Annotated in this window: 20 protein-coding genes; 8 read left to right on the forward strand and 12 right to left on the reverse strand. The window is 70.2% G+C overall.

The genetic code is table 11. The annotated features are described in order from the left end of the window. Window positions 1-25 precede the first annotated feature (25 nt). The 7 genes from ACIRQP_RS24025 to ACIRQP_RS24055 form a co-directional block, all read right to left on the reverse strand. Complete coding sequence (locus ACIRQP_RS24025; RefSeq protein ID WP_403893173.1) at window positions 26-1,087, reverse strand: tetratricopeptide repeat protein; 1,062 nt, start codon at window positions 1,085-1,087, stop codon at window positions 26-28. A gap of 22 nt (window positions 1,088-1,109) precedes the next feature. Further along, window positions 1,110-3,608, reverse strand: a complete 2,499-nt coding sequence (locus ACIRQP_RS24030) for an Hsp70 family protein (RefSeq protein ID WP_403893174.1) — start codon at window positions 3,606-3,608, stop codon at window positions 1,110-1,112. 21 nt (window positions 3,609-3,629) lie between these two features. Further along, window positions 3,630-4,163: a hypothetical protein gene (locus ACIRQP_RS24035; RefSeq protein ID WP_403893175.1), complete on the reverse strand. Its 534-nt coding sequence runs from the start codon at window positions 4,161-4,163 to the stop codon at window positions 3,630-3,632. 23 nt (window positions 4,164-4,186) lie between these two features. Continuing rightward, window positions 4,187-5,443: a hypothetical protein gene (locus ACIRQP_RS24040; RefSeq protein ID WP_403893176.1), complete on the reverse strand. Its 1,257-nt coding sequence runs from the start codon at window positions 5,441-5,443 to the stop codon at window positions 4,187-4,189. A 53-nt stretch (window positions 5,444-5,496) separates the two neighbouring features. Continuing rightward, window positions 5,497-6,546, reverse strand: coding sequence for a serine/threonine-protein kinase (locus tag ACIRQP_RS24045; protein WP_403893177.1), 1,050 nt, complete (start codon window positions 6,544-6,546; stop codon window positions 5,497-5,499). 102 nt (window positions 6,547-6,648) lie between these two features. After that, complete coding sequence (locus ACIRQP_RS24050) at window positions 6,649-7,446, reverse strand: FHA domain-containing protein (protein WP_403893178.1); 798 nt, start codon at window positions 7,444-7,446, stop codon at window positions 6,649-6,651. A gap of 456 nt (window positions 7,447-7,902) precedes the next feature. Then, a complete protein-coding gene (locus ACIRQP_RS24055) occupies window positions 7,903-9,324 on the reverse strand; it encodes a tol-pal system YbgF family protein (protein WP_403893179.1) in 1,422 nt (473 codons plus the stop codon). Between the two features lie 726 nt (window positions 9,325-10,050). Here ACIRQP_RS24055 and ACIRQP_RS24060 point away from each other — a divergent pair. The 4 genes from ACIRQP_RS24060 (at window position 10,051) to ACIRQP_RS24075 (ending at window position 12,683) form a co-directional block, all read left to right on the forward strand. Next, the gene (locus tag ACIRQP_RS24060) at window positions 10,051-10,215 is read left to right on the forward strand and encodes a hypothetical protein (RefSeq protein WP_165371796.1); all 165 of its coding nucleotides are present in this window, start codon (window positions 10,051-10,053) and stop codon (window positions 10,213-10,215) included. A gap of 67 nt (window positions 10,216-10,282) precedes the next feature. Beyond that, entirely contained in the window at window positions 10,283-10,576 is a 294-nt protein-coding gene (locus ACIRQP_RS24065) for a Dabb family protein (protein WP_403893180.1), read from the forward strand. Window positions 10,577-10,751: 175 nt separating this feature from the next. Then, on the forward strand, window positions 10,752-11,582 hold the full coding sequence (locus ACIRQP_RS24070) for an RNA polymerase sigma factor SigF (RefSeq protein ID WP_403893181.1): 831 nt from the start codon (window positions 10,752-10,754) through the stop codon (window positions 11,580-11,582). Window positions 11,583-11,816: 234 nt separating this feature from the next. Next, a complete protein-coding gene (locus ACIRQP_RS24075) occupies window positions 11,817-12,683 on the forward strand; it encodes an RNA polymerase sigma factor SigF (RefSeq protein ID WP_030349953.1) in 867 nt (288 codons plus the stop codon). 72 nt (window positions 12,684-12,755) lie between these two features. On the opposite strand, the gene ACIRQP_RS24080 is transcribed toward ACIRQP_RS24075, so the two are convergent. Continuing rightward, entirely contained in the window at window positions 12,756-12,965 is a 210-nt protein-coding gene (locus ACIRQP_RS24080; protein ID WP_129767389.1) for a hypothetical protein, read from the reverse strand. 335 nt (window positions 12,966-13,300) lie between these two features. On the opposite strand from ACIRQP_RS24080, the gene ACIRQP_RS24085 reads away from it, so the two are divergent. From ACIRQP_RS24085 to ACIRQP_RS24100, 4 genes are all read left to right on the forward strand, one after another. Beyond that, the gene (locus ACIRQP_RS24085) at window positions 13,301-13,786 is read left to right on the forward strand and encodes a MarR family winged helix-turn-helix transcriptional regulator (protein WP_403893182.1); all 486 of its coding nucleotides are present in this window, start codon (window positions 13,301-13,303) and stop codon (window positions 13,784-13,786) included. 13 nt (window positions 13,787-13,799) lie between these two features. Next, window positions 13,800-16,349, forward strand: coding sequence for an MFS transporter (locus ACIRQP_RS24090; protein WP_403893183.1), 2,550 nt, complete (start codon window positions 13,800-13,802; stop codon window positions 16,347-16,349). 158 nt (window positions 16,350-16,507) lie between these two features. Beyond that, the gene (locus ACIRQP_RS24095) at window positions 16,508-17,389 is read left to right on the forward strand and encodes a YceI family protein (protein WP_403893184.1); all 882 of its coding nucleotides are present in this window, start codon (window positions 16,508-16,510) and stop codon (window positions 17,387-17,389) included. 109 nt (window positions 17,390-17,498) lie between these two features. Beyond that, window positions 17,499-17,963, forward strand: coding sequence for a PPOX class F420-dependent oxidoreductase (locus ACIRQP_RS24100; protein ID WP_129767386.1), 465 nt, complete (start codon window positions 17,499-17,501; stop codon window positions 17,961-17,963). A 129-nt stretch (window positions 17,964-18,092) separates the two neighbouring features. Here ACIRQP_RS24100 and ACIRQP_RS24105 read toward each other — a convergent pair whose 3' ends face one another. The 4 genes from ACIRQP_RS24105 to ACIRQP_RS24120 all read right to left on the reverse strand — a co-directional run bounded on the left by ACIRQP_RS24105 (window position 18,093) and on the right by ACIRQP_RS24120 (window position 24,533). After that, window positions 18,093-18,944: a TetR/AcrR family transcriptional regulator gene (locus ACIRQP_RS24105; protein ID WP_403893185.1), complete on the reverse strand. Its 852-nt coding sequence runs from the start codon at window positions 18,942-18,944 to the stop codon at window positions 18,093-18,095. Between the two features lie 195 nt (window positions 18,945-19,139). Further along, a complete protein-coding gene (locus ACIRQP_RS24110) occupies window positions 19,140-20,735 on the reverse strand; it encodes an MFS transporter (RefSeq protein WP_403893186.1) in 1,596 nt (531 codons plus the stop codon). A gap of 130 nt (window positions 20,736-20,865) precedes the next feature. Then, window positions 20,866-23,085, reverse strand: coding sequence for an ArnT family glycosyltransferase (locus ACIRQP_RS24115; RefSeq protein ID WP_403893187.1), 2,220 nt, complete (start codon window positions 23,083-23,085; stop codon window positions 20,866-20,868). Next, on the reverse strand, window positions 23,082-24,533 hold the full coding sequence (locus ACIRQP_RS24120; protein ID WP_403893188.1) for a glycosyltransferase: 1,452 nt from the start codon (window positions 24,531-24,533) through the stop codon (window positions 23,082-23,084). Before ACIRQP_RS24120 ends, ACIRQP_RS24115 begins: the two co-directional genes overlap by 4 nt. Between the last annotated feature and the right edge of the window lie 2 nt (window positions 24,534-24,535).

Genomic DNA, 24,535 nt, shown 5'->3' on the forward strand with positions numbered 1-24,535 from the left:
GGGGCGGTCCGGGGTGTACGGGTTCCTACCCGGGCGTGATCACCACGGTGACCGTCCGGTTCTTCGCCGCGCTCGCGTACGGCGCGTCGTGCTGGTCCGCGCTGGCGGTGGTGAACGCAGTGAGGGGCTTGCCGCTCGCGGCGCTGAGCTCGCGGGCGGCGATGAGCGCGCGCCAGAGGGACACGACGGAACCGCCGCTCCGCGGGGCCCCGGGGACGGTGGCGGCCTGACCGTAGATCTCGATGCGCGCCTCCCGCCCGGCCAGGTGCTCGCCGAGAACGGCGAGCCGCTCGGCGCCGGTCGGGGTCAGCTGGGTTCCCTCGGAGTAGAGCCCGTCCGTGAAGGCGACCTCCACGGAGTCCCCGCGGACCACCGGGCGCAGCCCCGGAGCGCGCAGCGCGCGGGCCAGCGCGTCGGCCGCCTCCGATCGGCGGGCCGTCTCGCGGTCCTGCTCCCGTGCCTGTTCTGCTCTGCGATCGGCGTCGAGACGCTGGGCGAGCTGTTCCACCCGGTCGGCCTGCGAGGGACCCGGCCGCGCGGACTGCCCGTCGGCGCCGTCGATGAGGACGACCGTTCCCACCGTGACGGCGGCCACCGCGCACACCGCGACGGCCAGTGCCGTACGGGCGCGGTACCGGGTGAGCGCCGCCCGCGGTCCTCGGCGGCCGAGCCGCTCGATCCGCGCCAGCCCCGCCGCTGCCGCCGGTTCTCGCGGGTGCTGCTCCTGGACGCGCCGCCAGCACGCCGCCGCCTCGGCCAGCTCGCCCCGCTGGGCGTGTACGCGGGCCAACAGGTCGAGTACGTCCCGGTCTCCGCCGACCTCGGGATCGTCGGCGCCGTTCAGCAGCCGCAGGGCACCGTCCAGGTCACCGGAGCGGGCCATCGCCCGTGCGCGCGAGACGAGCAGCCCGACGCGCGAGCTCCCGGCGGGGGCCGTATCACCGGACTCCGACCGGCTGCCGGACGACGTACCGCCGGACCCGGCACCACCGAACGCCGTCCCGCTCTGTTCCGTACCGTCGGCCCCCGGGCCGACGAACGGCGCCGCGTCGGACCGGACCCCGGTCGGGATTCGGGAATCGGGCACCTTCAACTCCTCGTTTCGCAGCCTAGTTGACACCGCCGGTCTTCCTCTCGACCTCATCCGCGACCCCCGGCGGCAACAGTCGGCGCAGCCGCTCGTTGACCCCGGCGAGGGCCCTGCGGTTCCCGGCGGCGACGGCATTCCTGCCCTCCAGGATCGCGGCGTCCGCCTGAGCGCGGGACATCATCTCGTCGCGCAGGTCCACCAGGGCGTTGAAAACCAGATACTCCCACTGGTCGGTGCGGCGCAGCAGCTCGATGTGCAACTCCCCGGCCCGCTTGACGAGCCGCCGCAGGTCCGCCGTGCTGGCGTCATCGCCGAGCGAACTGGCGCGATCGCGCAGGTTCTGCAGCTCCCGCCGGTCGGACGGACCGCCGCCGACCTGCCCGATGGTGTCCTCGCAGGCGCTCAGCAGATCCCACAGCTCACGCTGGAGTCCGGGAATCTCGATCGCCTCCTCGATGTCGTCGAGCTGGGCCTCCAGGTCGCGGATGCGACGGTCGCTGGTGACGGCGGCGCCCGTGTCGACGGCCGCGGCGTCCACCTCCTTACGCAGCTGGGGGAGGGTCTTCTGCTCCGAGAGGTCCTCCAACTGTGCCCGCGCCTGTTCCGAGTGCACCTCCTCGGCCTGGTCCTGCAGGCCGCGCACCCGCTGCTCCAGGTCGTGCAGGCGGTCCGCGAGCTCTCCGTGTTCGGGTGCCAGCAGCTCGGAGCGGTTGATCGTCGCTTCGAACTGCTGGTTCACCAGCGGGATGTCGGCGGTGACCAGGACCTCCCGGTTGCTCGCCTGGATCTCGAAGGTCACCTCGACCTCGCTCTGCGCGGGCAGGTCGATCCGGACGTCCCGCGGACGGATCTCCAGCAGCCCGACCCGGGTGTTGCGGTCGGCGCGCCCGCGCTCCCCTTCCAGCAGGGGGATACGGATGACGGCGTCCGGTTCGGACCGGCGCAGCGCGATGGTCGTCCGGTAGGTCTTGGTCACCATGGCCGGCAGCGCCGTGCCCTTGCGGAGCATCGGGTCGAAGGTGCCGTCGGCCTTGCCGATGCCGAGGGTGCCGGTGAGCACCGCGTCGCCGGGGACGACCGCCACGTGGGTGATGGAGAAGGAGTCCCCGTCCAGTTTCTGCCGGGTGCCGGAGGCGTCGGTGAGCTCCACGGTGAAGCGGGACTTGGTGTCGGCGTCGATGGTCACTTCGGTGTAGAAGCCGCCGTCCGGGCTGAGTTCGGTGCGCGGTCCGCGAAACGGCGGGCGGCCCTCCGGGTTGCTCAGGGTGACGGCGAACCGACTCCAGTCCACGGTGCTGCCGCTGTTCACCCTGCCCGAGACCGGGATGTCGGTGGTGTCGACGGACTGCGCGGAATAGTTGAGTTCGACCGTGAACTCGCCCGGCGCCGCCTTCTGCGGCTTCCTCGGCAGCCGGACCGTACGGGCGAACACGGCGGCGCCGCGCGCGACCACTGTGGTGGGGTCCTGGCTGTGGTCGAGGAGGATGCCGGGCCCTTCGACGGGGTCGGCGAGCAGTTCGCGCAGTCCGGGGCTGAGGGTCGCCCCGCCGACCAGGAGCAGCCGGTCGATGTGGTCGGGGCGCAGCGAGCTCTCGGCCAGCGCGTCGCGGCAGAGCCGGATGGCGCGGGTGTAGAACGGCAGCGCCAGGTCGTCGAGGGCGCCCCGGGTCAGGGTGTATTCGAAGGGTTCCGTGCCGCCGTTGCCGTCATCGAGGTCGAGGGAGATATCCATCGCGGCGGAGCGGGACAGCGCGATCTTGGCGTTCTCCGCCTCCAGTTTGAGCTTCGCGAAGTTCTTCCGCCACCGGGGGTTGTTCCGGGTGAAATCGGGCAGCCCTAGATCGCGCCGGGCCGCGGGGGCCAGCAGGTCGTCGACGAGGGCCCAGTCGATGAGCTTTCCGCCGAGGTACGGGTCACCGGCGTGCTGGATCAGCTGGAGTTCGCCGTCGCGCTTGCTCATCACGGCGGCGTCGAAGGTGCCGCCGCCCAGGTCGAACACCATCCAGTGGGCGGAGTCGGAGGCGTCCTGCACACCGTACGCGATCGCCGCGGCGGTCGGCTCCTGCACCAGTGGGCAGTGCTCGCCGAGCCCGGCGAGGGCCGCGGCCTCACCGGTGGCGTTGTTCTGGTTCAGGGCGAAGGAGGCGGGGACGGTGATCACGGCCGCCTCCGGCTGGTATCCGTACTCGTGCGCGACGTCCTGGCGCAGCGACTTGAGCACCTCGGCGGAGAGTTGCTCGGGGCTGAGCGAGATTCCCGCGCGGCCGAACCGGCGATGGGCGCCCGCCACCCCCATTTCCAGCTTGAACTCGGCGTAGGCGTCGTCCGGATCGATCTCCGTCCGCTCCCGGGCCCGCCGGCCCACGTGGATCACGCCCTCCTTGGGGCTCCACACGGCGGACGGTGTGTAGTCCCACCCGTCGTTGTTCTTGATGACGCGTACGCCGTCGTCCTCCGCCACCGCGATGGCGCTGTTGGTGGTGCCGAGGTCGATTCCGAAGTCAATGGTCTCGCGCATCGCCGTGGTCTCCTTGATCGTTCACGTGCCGGGGGTCTGCTCGGGCGCGGGCCTGCCGACGATGACCTGGCCCATCTGGATCCGTTCGCCGTGGAGGTAGACGGACGGCCGTACGGTCTCCAGCACCACCTCGCGGGTCAGTCCCGGCTCGTCCTGGAACACCAGGACCTCCAGTGACAGGCCGGAGTCGAACGCCATGCCGTCGTGCTCCTGGATCTCCAGTCCGTCGTCGGCGAGCGCCTGGCGGCTCGTTTGGACCTGGCGGCGCACCTGCCGCAGATCGGCCGCCGACAGGGTGCCGGTGCCGCCGCCCTTGTCGAGCTTGCGCAGGGCGCGCCAGATGCCGATGGCGGCACCGAGCAGCGCGTCGCGACCGGCGCCGTCCGGGGTACGTGCCTGGGCCGCGAGGGCCTCGGCGGCCTCGGCCTCGGCGAGCACGGCCGTGACCCATTCGGCCTGGGCCGGCTCCAGGAACGGCGGGGGGACACGGAACTCGGGCGGGTGCCTCAACTGGGCGAGCGCGTCGCGTACTCGGCGGCGGACGTGGGGAGTCATCTCGTTCTCCTTCTGCTTTCGCTTCACCACGCACTGCCGATCATGTAAAAGAGGCCCACCGCGATGCCGACGGCCACGGCCGGTCCCCAGAGGACCCCCGACATGACCACCACGAAGATCGCGCCGCCGAGGATGAGAACCGCTTTCTTCCACGGGAACCCCCTGGCGACCGCGGGATGTCCGGAGCCCGTGAACTGGTCATAGATGATGCTCCAGTTCTCCTTGATCCCTTCCGCGTCGCGGTCCGGGGCGATTTCGTATGCCTTCTCCGCGAGCTCGACCACCGTCTTCCGCTGCTTGGCAGTCGGCGGTTTGACCATGTGATGGTGTTGCAGTGCCACCGCCAGGTTGTTCAGTGCGACGGCGACCGAATGCGCGACCTGCTCATGTCGCCATTCCGAGACGAACTCCCGGAAGGAATCGAGCCGGTGGTAATCGGCGAGGACCTTTTCCCGCAGGATCACGACGGCGTCCCCGTACTGCCCCGCTTCCCGTTTGTCCTCCGCCGACCGCAGGCCGTCGTTGATCGTTCGCTCCGTTTCGTCCACGGTCTCCTCGAACAATTCGGAGAAGAGATCCGAGAACGGTTCGTACTCCGCCCAGCCCGCGCACACCCGGGCCAGCCGCGGTGCGAAGCCCGGTCCGGAGGCGATTTCCGTCAACGGGGACACGAGCAGCCGGGGAATCCCGGCCAGGAAGTAGTCCGCCGAGTGGTTGCGGAGCCTCGGGTCGTCGAGTGCCCTGATCCGGTGGGCGATGTGATCCCGGAACTCCGGGCGCTCCAGCAGCGTGCCCCAGGTGCTCGCCGCGCCCCTCCAGAGCGTGTCCCGCCCCTCCTCGGTGGCCTCGATGCGTCCGTCCTCCGCCTCCAGCGCCATGGCGTGGAAACGCACCGCCTGGTCGTGCTCCTCGTGCACCGTCCCGGGGCATTCGCACCCCAGGTCCGCCTCCCCCCACCGCCACAGCAACTCGTCCACCAGCCGCCGTCGTGGGTCCTGGAACTCCTCGAACGCGGCGCGAACCTCGTCCTTGCGGTGCCCGCCCACGAGGGGCGAGTCCGCCTCTCCCGGCCAGGTGTCCTCGATCGCCAGCCGGGCCTCCAGCCGCTGCCTGTGCTGCCGTACCGCACGCCCCTGCGCGTTCGCCGGGAGTCCGGTCACGGCGAAGGCGTTCCTGCGGTACAGCCGTACACCGGCCAGATCCGCGAAGCGGGGCAGGTCCCCGGTGCCGCGTCCGGGAGCCGGCTCACGCGCGCCGGCACCCGCCGTTGTCTCATCCATCGGTCCCCCGTACGTTCGCTGCTCACGCATCCGTCTCTCCCGCGTCGGGCCGTTCACATGACCACTCCCCTGCGCCACGTCATGAGCCGCGCCATGTGTCGTTCCCGGATCCGGGGGTGGCGGCTGATGGCCTCCTCCAACTGGTTCGCGGCGTCCGCCAGTCGTCCGGGCACCCGGGAGAGCGCGATGGCTGCCTGAATCAGCCCCTCGACCGACCCCTCCACCACCGGAGGACCGTGTCGTGGCCGGCTCACTCCCGTGGACGGGCGCAGGGCCGCGGCTCGCTCGGCGACCTCGCGGGCGGTGGCGGGCCTGTCGTCCGGGTCGATCCGCAGCATGTCCGTGACCTGCCGGTCCAGTTCGGGACCGACGTCGTCGTTGAAGGCACTGGGCGGCAGCAGCGGGCGGTTGAACCGCTCCAGGGAGAAGGACTGCACCGGATCGCCGCCGTTGTACGGGAAGTGATTGGTGAGCAGGAAGTACGCGATGGTGCCCAGTGCCCAGACATCGCCGGCGCACGAGTAGCCCTTGCCGCGGCGCAGCACCTCCGGTGGCATGTAGGCGACCGTCCCTTGGGCGCTGGCCGCCATCGTGCCCGGGTCGGTCTCCTTGGCCAGCCCGAAGTCGCTCACCTTCACCCGCAGCCCCGACTCGTCGTAGGTGATGAGCAGGTTGGCCAGCGACAGATCGCGGTGCACGATGGGGTGCTGCCGCTCGTGGGCGACGGCGAGCCCTTCGGCGGCCTGCCGCAGCACGGCCGTGACCTCACCGACCGGCACCATGCCGGAGTGCGAGGCGACCAGCCGTTCCAGACTGCCGCCCGCCACGTACTCCATGGTGATGTAGCCGCGCATGCCCTCGGACGTCTGTACGGTTCCCGCGTCGAACACCCGGATGATGTTGGGGTGTCCCAGAGTCGAGAGGATGCGTGCCTCGTCGAGCATCCTGGAGGTCGCCTCCAGCGAGGCCACGTGTTTGAAGAGCTTCAGCGCCTGCCACCCGAGAATGTGGTGGCGGACCCGGTACACCTCGGCGAAGGCGCCCTCGCCCAGCCTGCGATCCACGACGAGTCCCGCGTTGACCCGCTGCCCGCGGATCAACAAGGATCCCTCCACGCCGGTCGCGTCCCCCGTCATCCGATGCCTCGCCGTCCGCAGTCCCCGTTGGCCCGTGCCCAGTTCGCTGTGCTGTCGTCCGACAGCCCCTTATGGCCGCTCGTGCTTCCGCCCCTCCGCCGGGGCCTCCGGATACACGTACAGCCGGTACCCGATGGTCGGAACGGTCTCCAGGATCCGGGGGCGCGCCGGATCCGGCTCGATGCACCGGCGGACCGCGCGCACCACACCCGCGAGGTCCGTCCTGTCGTAACTGCGGCCGAGCGGCCACTCCTCCCGGGGCCTCCACAGCGCGGTGATCAGTTCGTCGTGGTCGCAGGCCACCGCCTCGACGCCCGGCAGACCGCTGCTGCGCGCCACCATGTGCCGCAGCAGCTGGTGCCCCTTGGGGCGCAGGCCCTCGATGAGGGTCTCCTTGTCCCCGTCGGTCCGGTACACCCGGCTGCCCACCACGTCGTAGCGGAGGCCGGGCCGGGACGTGTCCTGTCCTGACGTGTCGAGCCGACGGGGCGCGGGCCGCGTCGCGTGCGCGTCCACGTACGTCAGCCGCCAGTAGAGCTGTTCGTCGTCGCCCACCATGTCCCCGAGGACCAGCAGGGTGTCGCCATGCTTCAGCAGCTCCCGGCCGCGCACCGGCCGGACCTCGCAGCCCGGGACGTCGCTCTGCAGCAGCGTGCCGTTCCTGGCGTGGTCGGTGACCCACCACTGGCCGTGCTCCAGATCCAGGATGCAGTGCAACCGGCTGATCCAGCCCTGCGGATCGGGCGCGAGCACGATGTCCGGCTCGTGGTCAGGTGCCGTGCGGCCGACGGTGAACTGGTCACCGTCCAGGACGTACACGCGTACCTTCCCGGCAGGTGATGTCACCTTCAGCTTCGCCACTTGCATGCGGTGCTCACCTCCTCCGCCCACAGCTCCCGGTCCGTCGCACGTGCCTCTCCGAGTATCCCGACGGCGTCCACGGGTGACCATGGAAAGGAGTTGGAATCCGGATGGACACGGGAACGGCGCGTCGCCGGACGACACATCACAGGCGGGCCTACTCGATCACGTCGCATCGGAGGGGAACTTCGGGCGGCGCGAGCACGGGCACGCCGTGCGCCAGAATGTGTCAGCCTCCGTGTGGATGCCGCAACTTCATGTATGGCCAAGGGCGTTGGCACACAGCTTCGCAGCGGTCTTCCGCGCTGCCTCAGCCCCGCACTCAACCTCCGCACGGTCTCCACGAACGGGTTCGTTGTGGCGGCCGACCGTCGCACGACGCCAACCGGCGTCCGTGGGAGAGCCGCCCGGCGGTCGAGGGGCGGGGAGAGGGCCCGCGAAGATCGGCCGGACAGGGTCTGGTCACCGGGTGATCAGCGACCTGAAGCCGTCACCTACGTCGGCCTTGGACGCCTCGACGTTCACATCCGACGGCGGGCCGAAATCGCTGATGTAGGTGGTGTATTCGAGGACAGCGGGACAACTCGAACCGCTGATCCGCACCGTGCGGTCGGCCACCAGCTTTCCGGTCCGCAACTCGTAGGCCTTCACGGGAATCTCGATCTTGTGGAACGTCACGTCCGTGGTGCCGCCGAGGGCGAGTTTGCTCTCGTAGGGGCACGTCCGGACGGGGGTGCCCTCCTGCTCCTCGTCCGCGCAGACCACCAGCACGGCCTTGGCGGGGTCGGTGACCCGCCACGTCGCGGGGAGCTTGTCCGTGTACTCGTCGTTGCCGTAGAACAGCGCGCGGTTGGTTCCCTTGCGATAAGGGGCGGCGCCGCTGTACTTCGCCGGGGCGGAGCAGTACTCGGGTGGTGAGCCGGTCGACCCGTCCAGAAGCTCGCGGACGTTCGCCAGCTCGATGGTCAGCGTGGCCTTCCTGACTCCGCTCCGGGCCTTCTTCGTGCGTTCGTCGTCGGGGTACTGGGTGAGCAGCTGGTTGTAGTGCTGACGTGCCTTCTCCCAGTCCTTGCCGGCCATCAGGTCGTCACCGCATCCGACGAGCGCCGCCGGCGCGGTCCGCGTGACGATGTCGGCGGACTGATCCAGCGCGTTGTGGATCGGCTTCCGGTCGCGAAGCCAGTCGGTGACCGTGACGGTGCGGCAGGGGTCCTTGGTGGGCAGGTTGCCGAGAAACCCGTCCAGGACCACCTCGACGCTCTTCTCGTTCCTCCCGGATTCCGCGAGGACCGAGGCGAGTGTGTCGAAGCCCCCCTTCAGCGCCTTGGTGTCACCGGTCAACCCGGTGGTCAGCTCGGCCTTGGCCGTTCGCAGCCGGTGGCACGCCTCGACGATCTCGTCGCCACGGGCGGCCAGCGGGGCATCGGCCATGCGGTGGCCGAACCATGCCCTGCCCTGGGCGGTCAACACCTGGGCGCAGTCGCCGCGTTCGCGGGCCTCGTCGACGCCCCGGTCGATCCGGAAGGCGTCGTACCGCAGGAGCCCGACGGCCAGCAGCACCGGAACCGTGACGCCGAGCGCGATCAGCCGCGGCCTGCGCGCCGGGACCCGCTCCGCGCGCCCGCGCGCCAGGAACCACCCGTGCACGACGACGGCCGCCCACCACAGGAGCACGACGACCTCGCACCACGACCGGGCGACCGAGACGACTACGGAGACGAGCACGACGGTGACCACCACGGCTGCGATGGCAAGCTTGCGCCGCCCCAGGATCAGGTAGCCCACTCCGAGCAGAGAGGCGTTGCCGAGGGCAACGGCCAGCGGGTCGTGCGCCCGGACCCCGGGCGGCGCGGGCTCCGGTACAGCATGCGTCGAGTCGTCCATCCTGGTCTCCCCCTGTCGCGGGACGGGCGTGGGCCGTCGGGCCGTGCGCCACTGGTCTCCCCGTAGTCTCGGGAAGGCTCGGGCCGAAGACCATGGAAGGCAGTTGGAATCGGCTGGTGAGCGACGACGGCGGGCGAGGCCGCGGGACGCCCGTCGCCGGAGAAGTCGCCGACCGCGATGAGCCGCGCCATCCCGTTCCAGCCGCAGCCGCCCGTGCCGGCAAGGGCGCGCCCGCCGAGGGTGACGGAGCGGCCCGGTGGAGCCACAGCTTGCTGGTGGACGCCTCGCGCGCGATGAGGTCGCGCTCCGGCCGGCCGGCCGCACCAGTAGCCCGCCGGGCACGTCGTACGCGCCGGCGGCGGCCGGAGTGGCGGTCACGGTGACCGGTCCCGCACCGGTGAGTGCCAGACCGGCCGCGGACGCGCGAAGGCACATAAACGACGGATGCCGACCGGGCAGCCGGCCCCTCCCGCGCTAACGGGGGGTACGTCCCAATTTCAAGGAAAACCGCAGGTGAACGGGGCACGTAAGCGGGTTCATATCCCTCCGCTACCGTTCCCGGAAGGGCCCCGGTGCAGCGCGGCCGGGCCCTTCAGGCATGTGTGGGCCGGGAGAACCTTGGCGCCCGGGACCGGAGCAGTGCGAGAGAACGACCTCTGGGCACAAACGTTCATACGGTTAGACTCACGCGCGACCGCACTGGGGAGACAGGGGAGGAAGCGGCGGATGGGGCAAGCGAGAAAGATCGTGCTGTACGCGGTCGCCGTCTTCGTGCTGTACACGATCATCACGTCGCCTGCTCGGGCCGCCGATCTTGTCCAGGTAGGGTTCGAGGGTATTTCGAGCGCCGCCCAGGGCGTCGGCGAGTTCATGTCCGAGCTCATCAACTGACCGACACTCGGCCACGGACCGGCCCGCACCCCCGCTGTCTCTTCTCCGCGTCCCCCAAGGAGTGCCCGTGATCCGCCACCTGGTCCTCTTCAAGCTCAATGAGGGTGTCTCGCACGACGAGCCGCGCGTCGTCGCGGGGGCGAAGGCCTTCAAGGAGCTCGGCGGACAGGTGCCCGAGCTGGAGTTCTGGGAGTGCGCCTGGAACTTCAGCGACCGCCCGATCGCCTATGACTTCGCCATCAACGCGGCAGTCGCCGACCGCGCGGCGCTCCAGCGCTATCTGGACCACCCGGCGCACCAGGCGGGCGTCGGGCAGTGGCGTGAATTCGCCACCTGGGTGATGGCCGACTACGAGTTCTGAGCCGTCCGCCTCCTCGCCCCGCACCCATTCGGTGTGGGGCTTTTGGGTTTATTGCTCCATCTTGCCGTCAACACGGTTTTTTTAGGTGCTTGCACACAGTGGACATGTCTTGTGATGCTATGACCGCTTTTGACGGATGAGTTGACGTAGTCGACCGCAAAGGGGTGGCGTCACCGTGCCGGCCAGTACTACGCCTCAACTGCTGCCCCAGATCGAGACCGAGCCCCGCACCACGACACAGAGCCGGGGCGCGGACACCAGAGCACTGACCCAGGTCCTCTTCGCCGAGCTGAAGGGGCTTGAGACGGGCAGCGTGGAACACACCCGGGTACGTGGAGCGCTCATCGAGGCGAATCTGCCGCTGGTGCGCTACGCGGCGGCCCGGTTCCGCAGCCGTAACGAGCCCATGGAGGACGTCGTCCAGGTCGGCACGATCGGTCTGATCAACGCCATCGACCGGTTCGACCCGGACCGCGGGGTGCAGTTCCCCACTTTCGCGATGCCCACCGTCGTCGGCGAGATCAAACGCTACTTTCGGGACAATGTGCGGACGGTCCATGTCCCGCGTCGGCTGCACGAGCTGTGGGTACAGGTCACCGGCGCGACCGAGGATCTGACGACGGCCCACGGCCGCTCCCCCACGACCGCCGAGATCGCCGAGCGGCTGAAGATCTCCGAGGACGAGGTACTGGCCTGTATCGAGGCGGGACGTTCGTACCACGCGACCTCACTGGAGGCCGCCCAGGAGGGGGACGGACTGCCGGGCCTGCTGGACAGACTCGGTTACGAGGACCCGGCGCTGGCCGGCGTCGAGCATCGCGATCTGGTGCGGCATCTGCTCGTACAACTGCCCGAGAGGGAACAGCGGATCCTGATGCTGCGCTATTACAACAACCTGACGCAGTCGCAGATCAGTCAGGAATTGGGAGTTTCCCAGATGCATGTGTCAAGGCTTCTGGCCAGAAGTTTTGCCCGACTGCGATCCGCAAATCGGATCGAGGCGTAACCCTCAGGGGTAGACCCACTACGGTCCCCCTTCGCGGTCCGAAAAGCCCCACACCCCCTCTTTCCAGGGCGGATTCAGCACTTACTTGTCGACATGTCACTACAGCGTGTTGCCGACATGTGACATTCTGCTGGAACCGCGTTTGCCGCAGTCCCGGCTCCGGTATTCAGGTGGAGGCTGCGTTCCACTGACGGGAGCGGCCGACGCGACCGTCCGCGACCTCAAGGGGGTGGCATGTCCGTAGAACAGGGCAGCTCGAAGGTGCTCACGCTCACAAAGAGCGCTCCCGCGCCCGATGCTCTCGACCACGTGGTGCAGCCGCGTGTGTCCCAGCCGGAAGCCATCGACACCCGCACTCTGTCCCGCTCCCTGTTCCTGCGGCTCGCCGTACTCGATCAGGACAGCCCGGAGCGCACCTACGTACGTGACACCCTGATCGAGCTGAATCTGCCGCTGGTGCGCTACGCGGCGGCCCGGTTCCGCAGCCGTAACGAGCCGATGGAGGACATCGTCCAGGTCGGCACGATCGGCCTGATCAAGGCGATCGACCGGTTCGACTGCGAACGCGGCGTGGAATTCCCGACGTTCGCGATGCCGACCGTCGTCGGCGAGATCAAACGGTTCTTCCGGGACACCTCATGGTCGGTGCGGGTGCCGCGCCGGCTCCAGGAGCTGCGGCTCGCGCTGACGAAGGCCAGCGACGAGCTGGCGCAGAAGCTGGACCGTTCGCCGACCGTCCCCGAACTCGCCGCCGTACTGGGCGTGTCGGAGGAGGACGTGGTCGACGGCCTCGCGGTCGGCAACGCGTACACCGCTTCCTCGCTGGACTCGCCCTCACCGGAGGACGACGGCGGGGAAGGCTCGCTCGCGGACCGGCTCGGCTACGAGGACATGGCACTTGAGGGCGTCGAGTACCGCGAGTCGCTGAAGCCGCTCCTCGCCAAACTGCCGCCCCGCGAGCGGCAGATCATCATGCTCCGGTTCTTCGCGAACATGACCCAGTCGCAGATCGGCGAAGAGGTGGGCATCTCCCAGATGCATGTCTCGCGGCTGCTGACCCGTACGCTCGCGCAGCTGCGGGAAGGACTGATCTCGGACTGAGGCCCGCGGACCCCGCCCCTCGCCCGTTCTCGGGCGATGTCGCGGGCGGGGTTCGGAAATGGACCTACCGGGTCAGGCGAAGGCCAGCCAGGCCACCACGGCCAGGACCACGACAGCCGCGACGACGCCGACGATCACTCCGACCTTCGGCCCGCTCTGCTGGGGCGGCGCCTGCCGGCGCTGCGGCTCGCCATCGTCGACGAACGCACGGAACATCTGGGTGCTGCCCGCGGGGTCGGGATTGCCCTCGGGGCCCTGCGGGGCATGGGGGTTGTGTGCCATACGCCAGGACCCTAGCGAACGCGCGGATCCCGTCCAACGCCGGGCCCGTCGCTGACTGATATGGCGCTGCCCGCCGACTGATACGCCCCCTTTGCCGGGCCAGCCGCCGCTCCTCTGCCGCCAGGCCGACCACTGCTCCTCTGCCGGGCCGACCGCCGCTCCCTCGCCGGGCCGGCCTTGGCAGGCCGGACAGCTCCCGCGCCGAGCATTGACCTCGGCCATGCCAAGCCTTTTGGGTTCCTTTACTCCGCTCGGCCCGTTTTCGTTTGCCTGCAGCAACCAACGGCTTCTATGGTTCTATGGTTGCCCCAAGCAACAAGATGTCGGGAGGACCCATGACCGCAGCACAGAGTCAGTACGCGGAACTGGCCCGACAGCTCAGTGCCATCGGCACCGTCAAACGGGGGCTGGCGCGCATCCTTCCGGCCGAGTGCCCGGCCGGCACGGCCGCCGTGCTGACCCTGCTCGACCGGAACGGCGAGATGCGGATGAGCCGCCTCGCCGAGCTGCTCGCCGTCGACATGTCGGTGACCAGCAGGCATGTCGCCCACGCCGCCGAGCGCGGCTGGATCGAGCGGTCCCCGGACCCCGCGGACAAGCGCTCACGCATCCTGCGGCTCACCCCGGCGGGCCAGGAGCTGATCGCGGAGCTCGCCCTGCGGACGACAGAGATGTTCGCGCGGACGCTCGACGACTGGACCGACGACGAGGTCGGGCAGCTGGTCACGATGCTGGAGCGGCTGCGCAGCAGCTTCGGCGACTGCCGGGAGTGGCGCTACCAGGATTCGTACACCCGTACACCCATGCGGCAAGAGACGTAGGACAAGGAATTCAATGGCTACAACCACACCAGCGGGTGTGCGGGCCGGCCACGCCAAGCACGGAGGCGGCGCCCCCGTCCCCGTGAGCGGCGCGCCGATGACACACCGGCAGATCATGGAGGCGCTCTCCGGGCTGCTTCTTGGCATGTTCGTCGCGATCCTGTCGTCGACGATCGTCTCCAACGCCCTGCCGGAGATCATCTCCGACCTGGGCGGCGGACAGAGCGCCTACACCTGGGTGGTGACCGCGTCGCTGCTGGCGATGACGGCGACCACCCCACTGTGGGGCAAGCTCTCCGACCTCTTCAGCAAGAAGCTCCTGGTTCAGATAGCCCTGGTCATCTATGTCTCGGGCTCGATCGTGGCCGGCCTCTCGCAGAACGCCGAGACGCTGATCGCCTGCCGGGTGGTCCAGGGCATCGGCGTCGGCGGTCTCTCCGCCCTCGCCCAGATCGTCATGGCCGCGATGATCGCCCCGCGCGAGCGTGGCCGGTACAGCGGCTACCTCGGCGCGACCTTCGCCGTCGCCACCGTCGGCGGTCCGCTGCTCGGCGGTGTCATCACCGACACCTCGTGGCTGGGCTGGCGCTGGTGCTTCTACGTCGGCGTCCCGTTCGCCGTCATCGCGCTGATCGTGCTCCAGAAGACCCTGAAGCTCCCGGTCGTCAAGCGCGAAGGGGTCAAGGTCGACTGGTTCGGAGCCTTCTTCATCAGCGCGGCCGTCTCGCTGCTGCTGGTGTGGGTCACCTTCGCGGGCAACAAGTACGACTGGATCTCGTGGCAGACGTACGCGATGGTCGGCGGATCGGTTCTGCTCGGCGCCGTGTTCATCCTCGTCGAGTCGAAGGCGCGCGAGCCGATCATCCCGTTGCGGCTCTTCCGTAACCGCACCATCACGCTGGCCTCGCTGGCCTCGCTCTTCGTCGGTATCGCGATGTTCGCCGGCACGGTCTTCTTCAGCCAGTACTTCCAGCTGGCCCGCGACAAGTCGCCGACGATGTCCGGTGTCATGACCATCCCGATGATCGGTGGTCTGTTCATCTCCTCCACAGTCTCCGGCATGATCATCACCAAGACGGGACGCTGGAAGGTCTGGCTGGTCAGCGGTGGTGTGCTGGTGACGGCCGGGCTCGGACTGCTGGGCACCATCCGGTACGACACCCCGTACTGGCACATGGCGATCTACATGGCCCTGATGGGTCTCGGCGTCGGCATGATGATGCAGAACCTGGTCCTGTGCACCCAGAACCAGGTCTCTCCCGAGGACCTCGGCGCCGCCAGCTCCACCGTCACCTTCTTCCGCTCGCTGGGCGGTGCGGTCGGTGTCTCGGCGCTGGGCGCCGTGCTGGGCAACCGGGTCACGCATTACGTCAAGGAGGGGCTGGCCGATCTCGGCCCGCAGGGCGCGGCCCTGGGCCACGGCGGGACCGGTGGCGGCGGCATCCCGAACCTGGACACGCTGCCGGCCCCGTTGCGGCAGGTCATGGAGATGGCGTACGGCCATGGCGTCGGCGATGTCTTCCTCTACTCGGCACCGGCCGCGCTGGTCGCGCTGCTCCTGACGCTGTTCATCAAGGAGGTCGCGTTGAAGTCGCGGGCCGGCGATCAGACGGCGGAGGGCGCGGCTCCCGCCGGGACGACCGCACCTGCCGCGACAACCGCCGCGATACCCGTGGTGTCCGAGACGACGCCGTCCCCGGTGGCGGCACCTGTGGCGGCGGTGTCCGGAATGGCAGCTTCTGGAGGGACCATGACAGCTGGATCGGCCGAATCGTCATTCGCGGCGGCACCCGCGCCGGGCACCGCCGTACAGGGTGCGGTGCTCGGTTCCGAGGGCACGCCGGTGCCCCGCGCCGCCGTCACCCTGATCTCCCTGGCCGGGCGGCAACTGGCCCGCTCGGTCGCCCAGTCCGACGGCGGCTACGTCCTGGACGCCCCGGGCGCCGGCTCGTACGTACTGATCGCCTCCGCCGACGGCTTCCAGCCGCAGGCGTCCACGGTGGTCGTCGGGGACGGACCTCTCTCGTACGACATCCTGCTCTCCGGTACGAGCGGCCTCACCGGGGCCGTGCGCGCCGCGGACGGCGGGTACCCGATCGAGGGCGCGATGGTGATCGTGACCGATGTGCGCGGCGATGTGCTGGCCACCGGGAAGTCGTCCGAGCTGGGCGAGTTCGGCTTCAGTGAGCTGGTCCCCGGTTATGTGACCGTCGCGGTGAACGCCGCCGGCTACCGCCCGCTGGCCCTGCCGGTGGAGATAGGCGGCCAGGGCGTCACCCGAGTCGAGGCGGTCCTCCTCTCCGGCGCCCTGGTGCAGGGAACGGTCAGGGCGGGCGCGGCCCGCCGCCCGGCGCACGACGCCCGGGTCACGCTGGTCGACGCGGCCGGAAACGTGGTCGCGACGGCGACGACCGGGGAGGACGGGGCGTACGCCTTCGCCGACCTGGACTCGGGCGAGTACACGGTCATCGCGACCGGTTACCCGCCGGTGGCGGGCTCGCTGACGGTCACCGGCCGCGGGGTCGACGGCCACGACATCGAACTCGCCCACCCCGGCGAGTAGTCGAAACCCCCGGACCGCGCGGCGCTTGTAGCGGGCGGCGCGTCGGTCGGGTGCGGAAACGGGCTCCGGCGGCGGGGGCGGCGGGCAGGGGACGGCCCGCCCGCCCCCTGCCGGGGCCCGGCTCTGGAGACCGAGGGACCGAGGGAGAGAGAAACGGGATGGGACTTCGCGGACAGGTACGGACGCGGGACGGCTGGGCCCTGCAGCACGCGGTCGTGACCATGACCGATATGAGCGGTACGCAGGTGCTGCGGGAGGGCGCCGACGAGAACGGCGCGGTACGGACCGACGCGGCGCTGGCACCGGGCCCGTACACCGTGGTCGTGACGGCCGTCGGCTACGCGCCCGTCGCCTCCACGGCGCTGGTCACGGCGAGCGGGCGGGCCGAGGTCGGCACGGTGATCCTGGCCAGGCAGGGCGGGGTCGAACTGCCGCCGCCGGGCGCCTGGAGCCTGGATCCGGCGCACTCGGCGGTGAGCGCGGTGGCCCAGCATCTGGGGATCTCCAGCGTGCGCGGGAGGTTCACGGAGTTCGGGGGACGGATCGAGATCGCGGAGGGCGCGGCGGGCACGGGAAGCGCGGGAGGCGGGGCGACTACCGGGGGCGCGGGGAGCGCGTACGGAGTTGAGGCGTCACGCGTCGACGCGGTCATCAGCGCGGCGAGCATCGACACCGGCAACGCGCTGCGGGACAAGCACCTCAAGTCACCCGACTTCCTGGACGTGGAGCGCTTCCCGGAGATCACGTACAGCAGTACGGGGCTGACCCCGGCGGGCCCCGACCGCTGGACGGTGCGCGGACTGCTGTCGCTGCACGGCGTCGTACGCGAAGTGGACCTGGACCTGAGCTACCTGGGCACCGGGCCCGACCCGTGGGGCGGGGTACGGGCGGCCTTCCGCGCGACCACGGAGCTGCGCCGGGAGGACTTCGCCATGAACTACAACCAGGTGGTGCAGGCGGGGATCTCGGCGATCGGGACGACGCTGCGGGTGGAGCTGGACATCCAGGCGGTACAGGGCGAGAGCGTGCCGGGCATGTGACCGCCTCCTGCGGGGCAGGCGATTCCCGTGCGACTCCGCGGACCGTTGAATTCCGGGGGGCCGGGTGTGGTTCGTGGCGGGCGGGCTCCGAGGTCGTAGGCTGCGCGGCATGGCACCGAATATCGCAACGAATACCGCCGTTGACCTTGCCGGGCTGCTGGAGTTCGTACGCCCCAGGCACCGCGCGATCCTGCTGACCACCCGTTCCGACGGCCGACCGCAGGGCTCCCCGCTCGCCTGCGGGGTCGACGACTCGGGCCGGATCGTCGTCTCCACGTACCCCGAGCGCGCCAAGACGCGGAACGCCAAGCGGGACGAGCGGGTGAGCGTGATCGTCCTGTCGGACGACTGGAACGGTCCGTGGGTCCAGGTCGACGGTACGGCCGAGGTGATCGACTCCCCGGAGTCGGTCGAGCCACTGGTCGAGTACTACCGGAACATCGCGGGCGAGCACCCCGACTGGGACGAGTACCGGGAGGCGATGGTGAAGCAGGGGAAGTCCATCATCCGGATCACCCCGGAGCGCTGGAGTCCGCTGGCCACCGGCGGCTTCCCGGCCCGTCTCGTCTCGTAGGAGCGGGTCCCGTCTCGTCTCGTCTCGTCTCGTAGGAGCGGCCCGGAGGGGCTCGATCCCGGGCCCCTCCCCCGGATTCAGTCCCGGGGCCCGTCCAGGGCATTCAGTCCCGGGGCACGTCCCGGGCACTCAGTCCCGGATTCCGTCCCCGCCGGAGTCGCGGGGTCCGTCCTCCGCCCCGGCGCGGGGCCCGGCGGGGAACCGGTCGCGCTCCCGCATCGTCTCGATGCCCGCGATGAGCAGTTCGATCGCGAACGTGAAATCGCGTTGACGTATCGCCGCCACGGTATCGCCGCCGCGGGCCTCCATCAGTTCGTCCGCGCTCTCGAACGACTCCTGGAACTCGGGCTGTTCGTTGATGGCGCCCATCGCCTGCCGGTAGTACTCGTCCTGGCTCAGCCCGGCGTCGGCGCAGCGCTGTACGAAGTGGCCCTCGATCGTGCCGAATCCGTAGACGAACTGGAAGACCGCCGACAGCCCGCCCATCCGGCCGTGCGGCGCCAGGCCGGTCCGGCCCATGACGGCCTGGACGGCCGCCGAGAAGGCCATCGAGTGCGGGCCGATGTTCAGATATCTGCCGATGAGCGGCGAGACCCAGTGGTGCCTGACCAGCAGCTCCCGGTAGCTGGTGGCCAGTTCGCGCAGCTGGTCGCGCCAGTCGGCGTCCTCGTCCGTCATATCGGGGACCCGTACCTCGCCGAAGACGGAGTCCAGGGCGAGTTCCAGGAGGTCGTCCTTGGTGTCGACGTACCAGTACAGGGACATGGCGGTCACCCCGAGCTCCGCGGCCAGCCGCCGCATGGAGAACTTCGCCGGGCCCTCCGTGTCGAGCAGCCGCACCGAGACCGCCGTGATGCGGTCGCGGTCCAGGCCGGCGGGGTGGTCCGAGTTCTCGCTTCTGCGGCCGCGTGCCGCAGGCTTACCCTCCAGCCATACGCTGGTACGGGTCGGCCGCTTGGCGCTGTCGGCTTCCGGCACCATGGGTGAGCCTCCTCGTTCCCGCCGGCCGGGCTTCGGCCGGACTCCACTTCCCTGCCCGGCTCGTGCCCACGGCCGGCTCAAGCCCGGCCGACTCCGCGGCCCCGGCGGTCCGCCTCCGGGGACCGGGGCGACAACCGGGGCGACGACCAGGTGATCCGATGAGCCGGAGCCCGGACGCCTGCCGCACTTCCGATGCTATGCCGCACCTGACATGGAGTCCGACGCGGAGCCGGACGACGCGGCCGACGGAGAGCCCGACGGAGAGCCCGCCCGGGAGCCCGGGGAACCCGGAGTGCACGGCGTGGGGTTCGCGCGCTCGGCCCTGCGCAGCAGCAGCGCGGCCAGCAGACCGCCCGCCAGCACGGCCACGGCCCCGACCAGCTGGCTCGTCTCCAGGCTCGACGCGAACGCGTCGGAGATGCTCAGCCGCTCCGCCTCCCCGTCCGCCGCCGTGAGGGCGGCGGGCAGCGAGGCGGCCCCCACCGCCGCCGGGACGAGCGCGGCGAATCGGGAGTTGAGCACGGCGCCCAGGACGGCGACCCCGAGACCGTTGCCGAACTCGGCCAGCGTGCCGTTGATGCCCGCGCCGACCCCGGCCTTCTCCGGCGGGATCGCGCTCATGATGGCGTTCGCCATGGCCGGCATGGAGAACGCGACACCCGCGCCCATCACAATCAGGCCGAGCAGCATCCCGCCGTAACCGTGCGCGCCGAGCACGGCGATCGCGGTGAGCCCGGCGGACACCAGGACCATGCCGAGCGCGATGGTGCCCGGGGTGCCCAGCTTCCGTACGGCCAGCGCGCCGGCGCCCGCGAGGTTCAGGACGATGACGCTGACCGCGAGCGGAGCCGTACGCAGACCGGCGTCCAGCGGCCCGTATCCCAGGACGAACTGGAGATGCTGGGTCAGCAGGAAGAGCGAGCCGGTCATCCCGAAGGCGACCAGGATGGCTCCCGCCACCGCCCCGGTGAAGCGCTGGTCCCGGAAGAAGTGCATGTCCAGCATCGGATACGGGATGCGCAGCTCCCAGAAGACGAACAGGCCGAGAACGACCAGGCCGACGGAGGCCGATGCCAGCACCTGACCGGAGAGCCAGCCGTGGTCGGGCCCGGAGATGATCGCGTACACGACGGCTGTCATGCCGATGGTGGAGAGCAGCGCGCCGAGGAGATCGGGGCGGTCGCCCTCCTTGCTCTTCGACTCCGGTACGAGCGCGGCGACGGCGATCAGCCCGAGCACCGCGACCGGGATGTTGATCAGGAAGATCGCCCCCCACCAGAAGTGGTTGAGCATGGCCCCGCCGATGAGCGGACCGGCGGCGAAGCCGAGGGAGTTGACGGTCGACCAGATACCGATCGCCTTGACGCGCTCGGGGTTGTCGAACAGCTGGACCACGACGGCGAGAGTCGTGGTGATCAGCAACGCGCCCCCGACGCCCATTCCGGCGCGGGCGGCGATCAACTGACCGCTCGTCTGGGCGAGTCCGGCGGCCAGCGAGCCGATCCCGAACAGTACGAGGCCCACGATCAGCAGTTTCTTGCGGCCGTACCGGTCGGCGGCGTTGCCCGCGGTGAGCAGCAGGCCCGACTGGACCAAGGAGTAGGCGTTGATCATCCACTGGATGTCCGCGGTCGAGGCGTGCAGTTCGCGGGTGAGGGACGGGATCGCGACGCTGAGGACGGTGTTGTCGAGCAGCACGGTGAGCTGGGCGAGACAGATGACACCGAGGATCAGCCAGCGCTGCGGGTGACGTGCGGGGGCGGTGTGGTGTTCGGCGGCTGTCGCCGTCATGGAGAACTCCTTGTACGGTGTATGGGAGCCGTCGCCATACACCGTACAAGAGTCTCCCTTACGCCGTATAGCGTTTTTTTCTCGCCAGCTGGGCGCGTGCCGGTCGGGCTCCGGAGTCGGGGCTCCGAGGTCAGGCCTCCTGGGTCAGGTCGTAGAGGGTCACGCCGTCCACGGTGACCTTCTCGAAGGTGGACTCCACCCAGGTGGAGATCCCGGAGTTGGAACCGCCGAAGCCGCCCCGGCCGCCACCACCGCCGCCCTCGCCCTCGCCCTCGCCGCTCGACAGGAAGTAGTGGATCTTCCCGTCCGCGACGTACTGCTTGAACTGGTCGAGGGTCGGGGAGGGATCGCTGCCGTTGAAGCCGCCGATCGCCATGACGGGCTTCTCGGTGGCGAGCTGATAGCTGGCCGCGTTCTGGGAGCCGATGGTCGCGGCGACCCAGGTGTAGTCGGAGGCGTCCTTCTTGAGCGCGGCCTCGGCCTCGGAGCTGACGGTCTGGCCGTTGAGGAGGCCACCCATCGCGCCTCCGCCGCCCATACCGCCCGCGCCGCCCAGGCCGCCTTCGGGCAGCGCGCCATTCGGAGGCAGTTGGGGCCGGCCGCCCGCGGCCGGGGTTTGTCCCTGGCCCTGCGCCTGGCCTTGGCCCTGCCTCTGGCTTTGGCCCTGCCCCTGCCCCTGTCCCTGACCTTGGCCCTGTCCCTGGCCCTGTCCCTGGCCCTGTCCCTGGCCCTGTCCCTGGCCCGCTGCCTGCCGGCCGGGAGGCACCATCCCCGCCTCACGCGCGCCACCGGCGCCACCGGGCGCACCGCCGAAGCCGCCGCCACCACCGCGCGGGACGGCCGGTCCCGCCGTGATGATCGAGCCCCGGTACGCGGTGTTGACCGTGGTCAGCGTGTACGCGAGCGGCCCGGCGAGCGAGGCCGCGACCGCGATACCCGCCGCCACGAGCGCGAGCGGCCGGCCGAGCTTGCCCGCGACGAGCAGCCCCACCGCGGCCGACAGACCGCCGATCAGCACCGCCCAGCGCAGCCACGGCACATAGTCCGGGGTCCGGCCGAGCAGGACGTACGCCCACACCGCCGTCCCCGCCGCCGCGATCGCCAGCGTCGCCGACGCCAGGATCCCGGCGCGCTCCTCCCACAGCATGGTGACGCCCATGCCGATGACGGCCGCGATGTACGGCGCCAGGGCCACGGTGTAGTACTCGTGGAAGATTCCGGCCATGAAGCTGAAGACCGCGAGGGTCACCAGCAGCGAGCCGCCCCACACCAGAAACGCCGCGCGGACCGTGTCCGTACGCGCGCTCCGCCGCGTCACCACGAGGCCGACGACGAGCAGCAGCAGAGCGGCGGGGAGCAGCCAGGAGATCTGGCCGCCGATGGACTCGCTGAACATCCGGCCGATTCCGGTCGCGCCGCTGCGACCGCCCCCGCCCCCGCCGCCGCCACCTCCGCCGACGCTGCCGGCCTCCTCGCCGTTGAGCCGGCCGAGGCCGTTGTAGCCGAAGGTCAGTTCAAGGAAGGAGTTGGTCTGGGAGCCGCCGACGTACGGGCGTGAGGACGCGGGCCACAGCTCCACGATCGCGACCCACCAGCCACCGGAGACGACGAGCGCGAGACCGGCCAGCGCGAGCTGGCCGAGCCGGCGCCGTACGGGCGTGGGCGCGCACACCGCGTACACCAGCGCCAGCGCCGGCAGGATCAGAAACGCCTGGAGCGTCTTGGTCAGGAACGCGAAGCCGATCGCGGTCCCCGCCCACACCAGCCACTTGGTCCGGCCGGCCTCCAGCGCGCGCAGCACGCAGTAGATGGCGGTGGTCATCAGCAGCGCGAGCAGCGCGTCCGGGTTGTTGAAGCGGAACATCATCACGGCGACGGGCGTCAGCGCCAGCACCGCGGCCGCGGTCAGTCCGGCGACGGCGCTGAAGCGGCGGCGTACGGCGGCGTACAGCACCGCTACCGTGCCGAGTCCCATCAGTACCTCGGGCACCAGGATCTGCCAGGATCCGAGCCCGAAGAGCCGTACGGACAGGACCATCGGCCAGAGGGCGGCCGGGGGCTTGTCGACGGTGATGGAGTTCCCCGCGTCGGAGGAACCGAAGAAGAACGCCTTCCAGCTCTCGCTGCCCGCCTGGACGGCCGCGGAATAGAAGGAGTTGGCGTAACCGGAATCGCTCAGGTTCCACAACTGGAGCAGTCCGGAGACCAGCAGGACGGCGAGCAGGGTCGGGCGTACCCAACTGGCGTCTTCGGCCCTGCCCCGCCAGAGGCGGATGGCGCGGCCCGCGGCGCGATGGCGTTGGTGGTGCGCCGTCGCCGGAGGCCCGTCGGGCTGAAGGGTCATGGTCATCGTGCGGTCCTTGGGTCGAGGTCGGCGGTGTCGGAGGAGTCCGAGACGGGAGCGGGGGCGGGAGCGGCAACGGTGGCCGCAGCGGAGAAGGCCGTGGGAGCGGAGAAGGCCGTGGGAGCGGAGAAGGCCGTGGGAGCGGAGAAGGCCGTGGGAGCGGAGAAGGCGGGAGCGGAGGCCGTGGCGGTGTCGCGGGCAGGGAGATCGTCCGTACGGCGCTCCGGGAAGACCCAGGCGCGCAGCAGGAGGAAGCGCAGCACCGTCGCGGCGAGGTTGGCGGCGATCAGTACGGCCAGCTCCGTGGAGTGGGAGGGGGCGCCCGTGGCCGTGTCCAGGGCCGCCAGTGAGCCGCTGGTCAGGGCGAGTCCGATGGCGAAGACGACCAGGCCCTGGGCCTGGTGACGTACGGCGTGCTCCCGGCCCCGTACCCCGAAGGTGAGCCTCCGGTTGGCCGCGGTGTTGGCGATCGCGGAGACCAGCAGGGCGGCCGCGTTGGCGAGTTGTGGACCCGCCATTGCACGGAAGACGGAGTAGAGCAGAAGATAGAAGAGCGTGGACAGGGCGCCCACGAAGCAGAAGCCGACCAGTTGCCGGGCGAGTCCGCCGGGCACCCCACCGATCCGGCGGTCTCTCGGGTCATCCCCGAATGGCCTGGCCAGCCGGTCCAGAGGCAGCGCGCCCACCGCCAGTGCCCGCCCCACCCGCCAGACGCCCTTGAGATCCTCGGTCGCGGTCTTGACGATATGCACCGTGCTGTCGGGATCGTCGATCCAGTCCACCGGGACTTCATGGATCCGCAGTCCGGCGCGTTCGGCGAGCACGAGCATTTCCGTGTCGAAGAACCACCCGGTGTCCTCGACCATCGGCAGCAGTCGCTGGGCGACTTCACGCCGTATGGCCTTGAACCCACACTGCGCGTCGCTGAAGCGCGCGGAGAGAGAGGACTTGAGGATGAGGTTGTAGGCCCGCGAGATGAACTCGCGCTTGGGGCCGCGTACGACCCGTGACGAACGGGCCAGCCGCGACCCGATCGCCAAATCGGAGTGGCCGGAGATCAGCGGCGCCACGAGCGGGAGGAGTGCGTTGAGATCCGTGGACAGGTCCACGTCCATATAGGCGAGGACGGGTGCGTCGGAGTGGGACCACACAGTACGGAGCGCCCTGCCGCGGCCCTTCTGCTCCAGGCGGTACGCCCGTACCTCCGGGATCTCGCTGTCGAGCCGGGCCGCGACCTCGGGGGTCCGGTCGGTACTGGCGTTGTCGGCGATCGTGATGCGAAAGCTGTACGGGAAGGTGCGGGCGAGGTGTTCGTGCAGGCGCCGCACACATGGTTCGAGGTCCTGCTCCTCGTTGTAGACGGGGATCGTCACGTCAAGTACGGGGGCATCGGTTACCTCGACCGGGAGATGCTCCCGGGCCGGGAGTGTGCCCCATGAAGTGTCGGTTCGCATGC

This window comes from Streptomyces sp. NPDC102274 (assembly GCF_044766385.1).
In the GTDB taxonomy this organism is placed as follows: Bacteria; Actinomycetota; Actinomycetes; order Streptomycetales; family Streptomycetaceae; genus Streptomyces.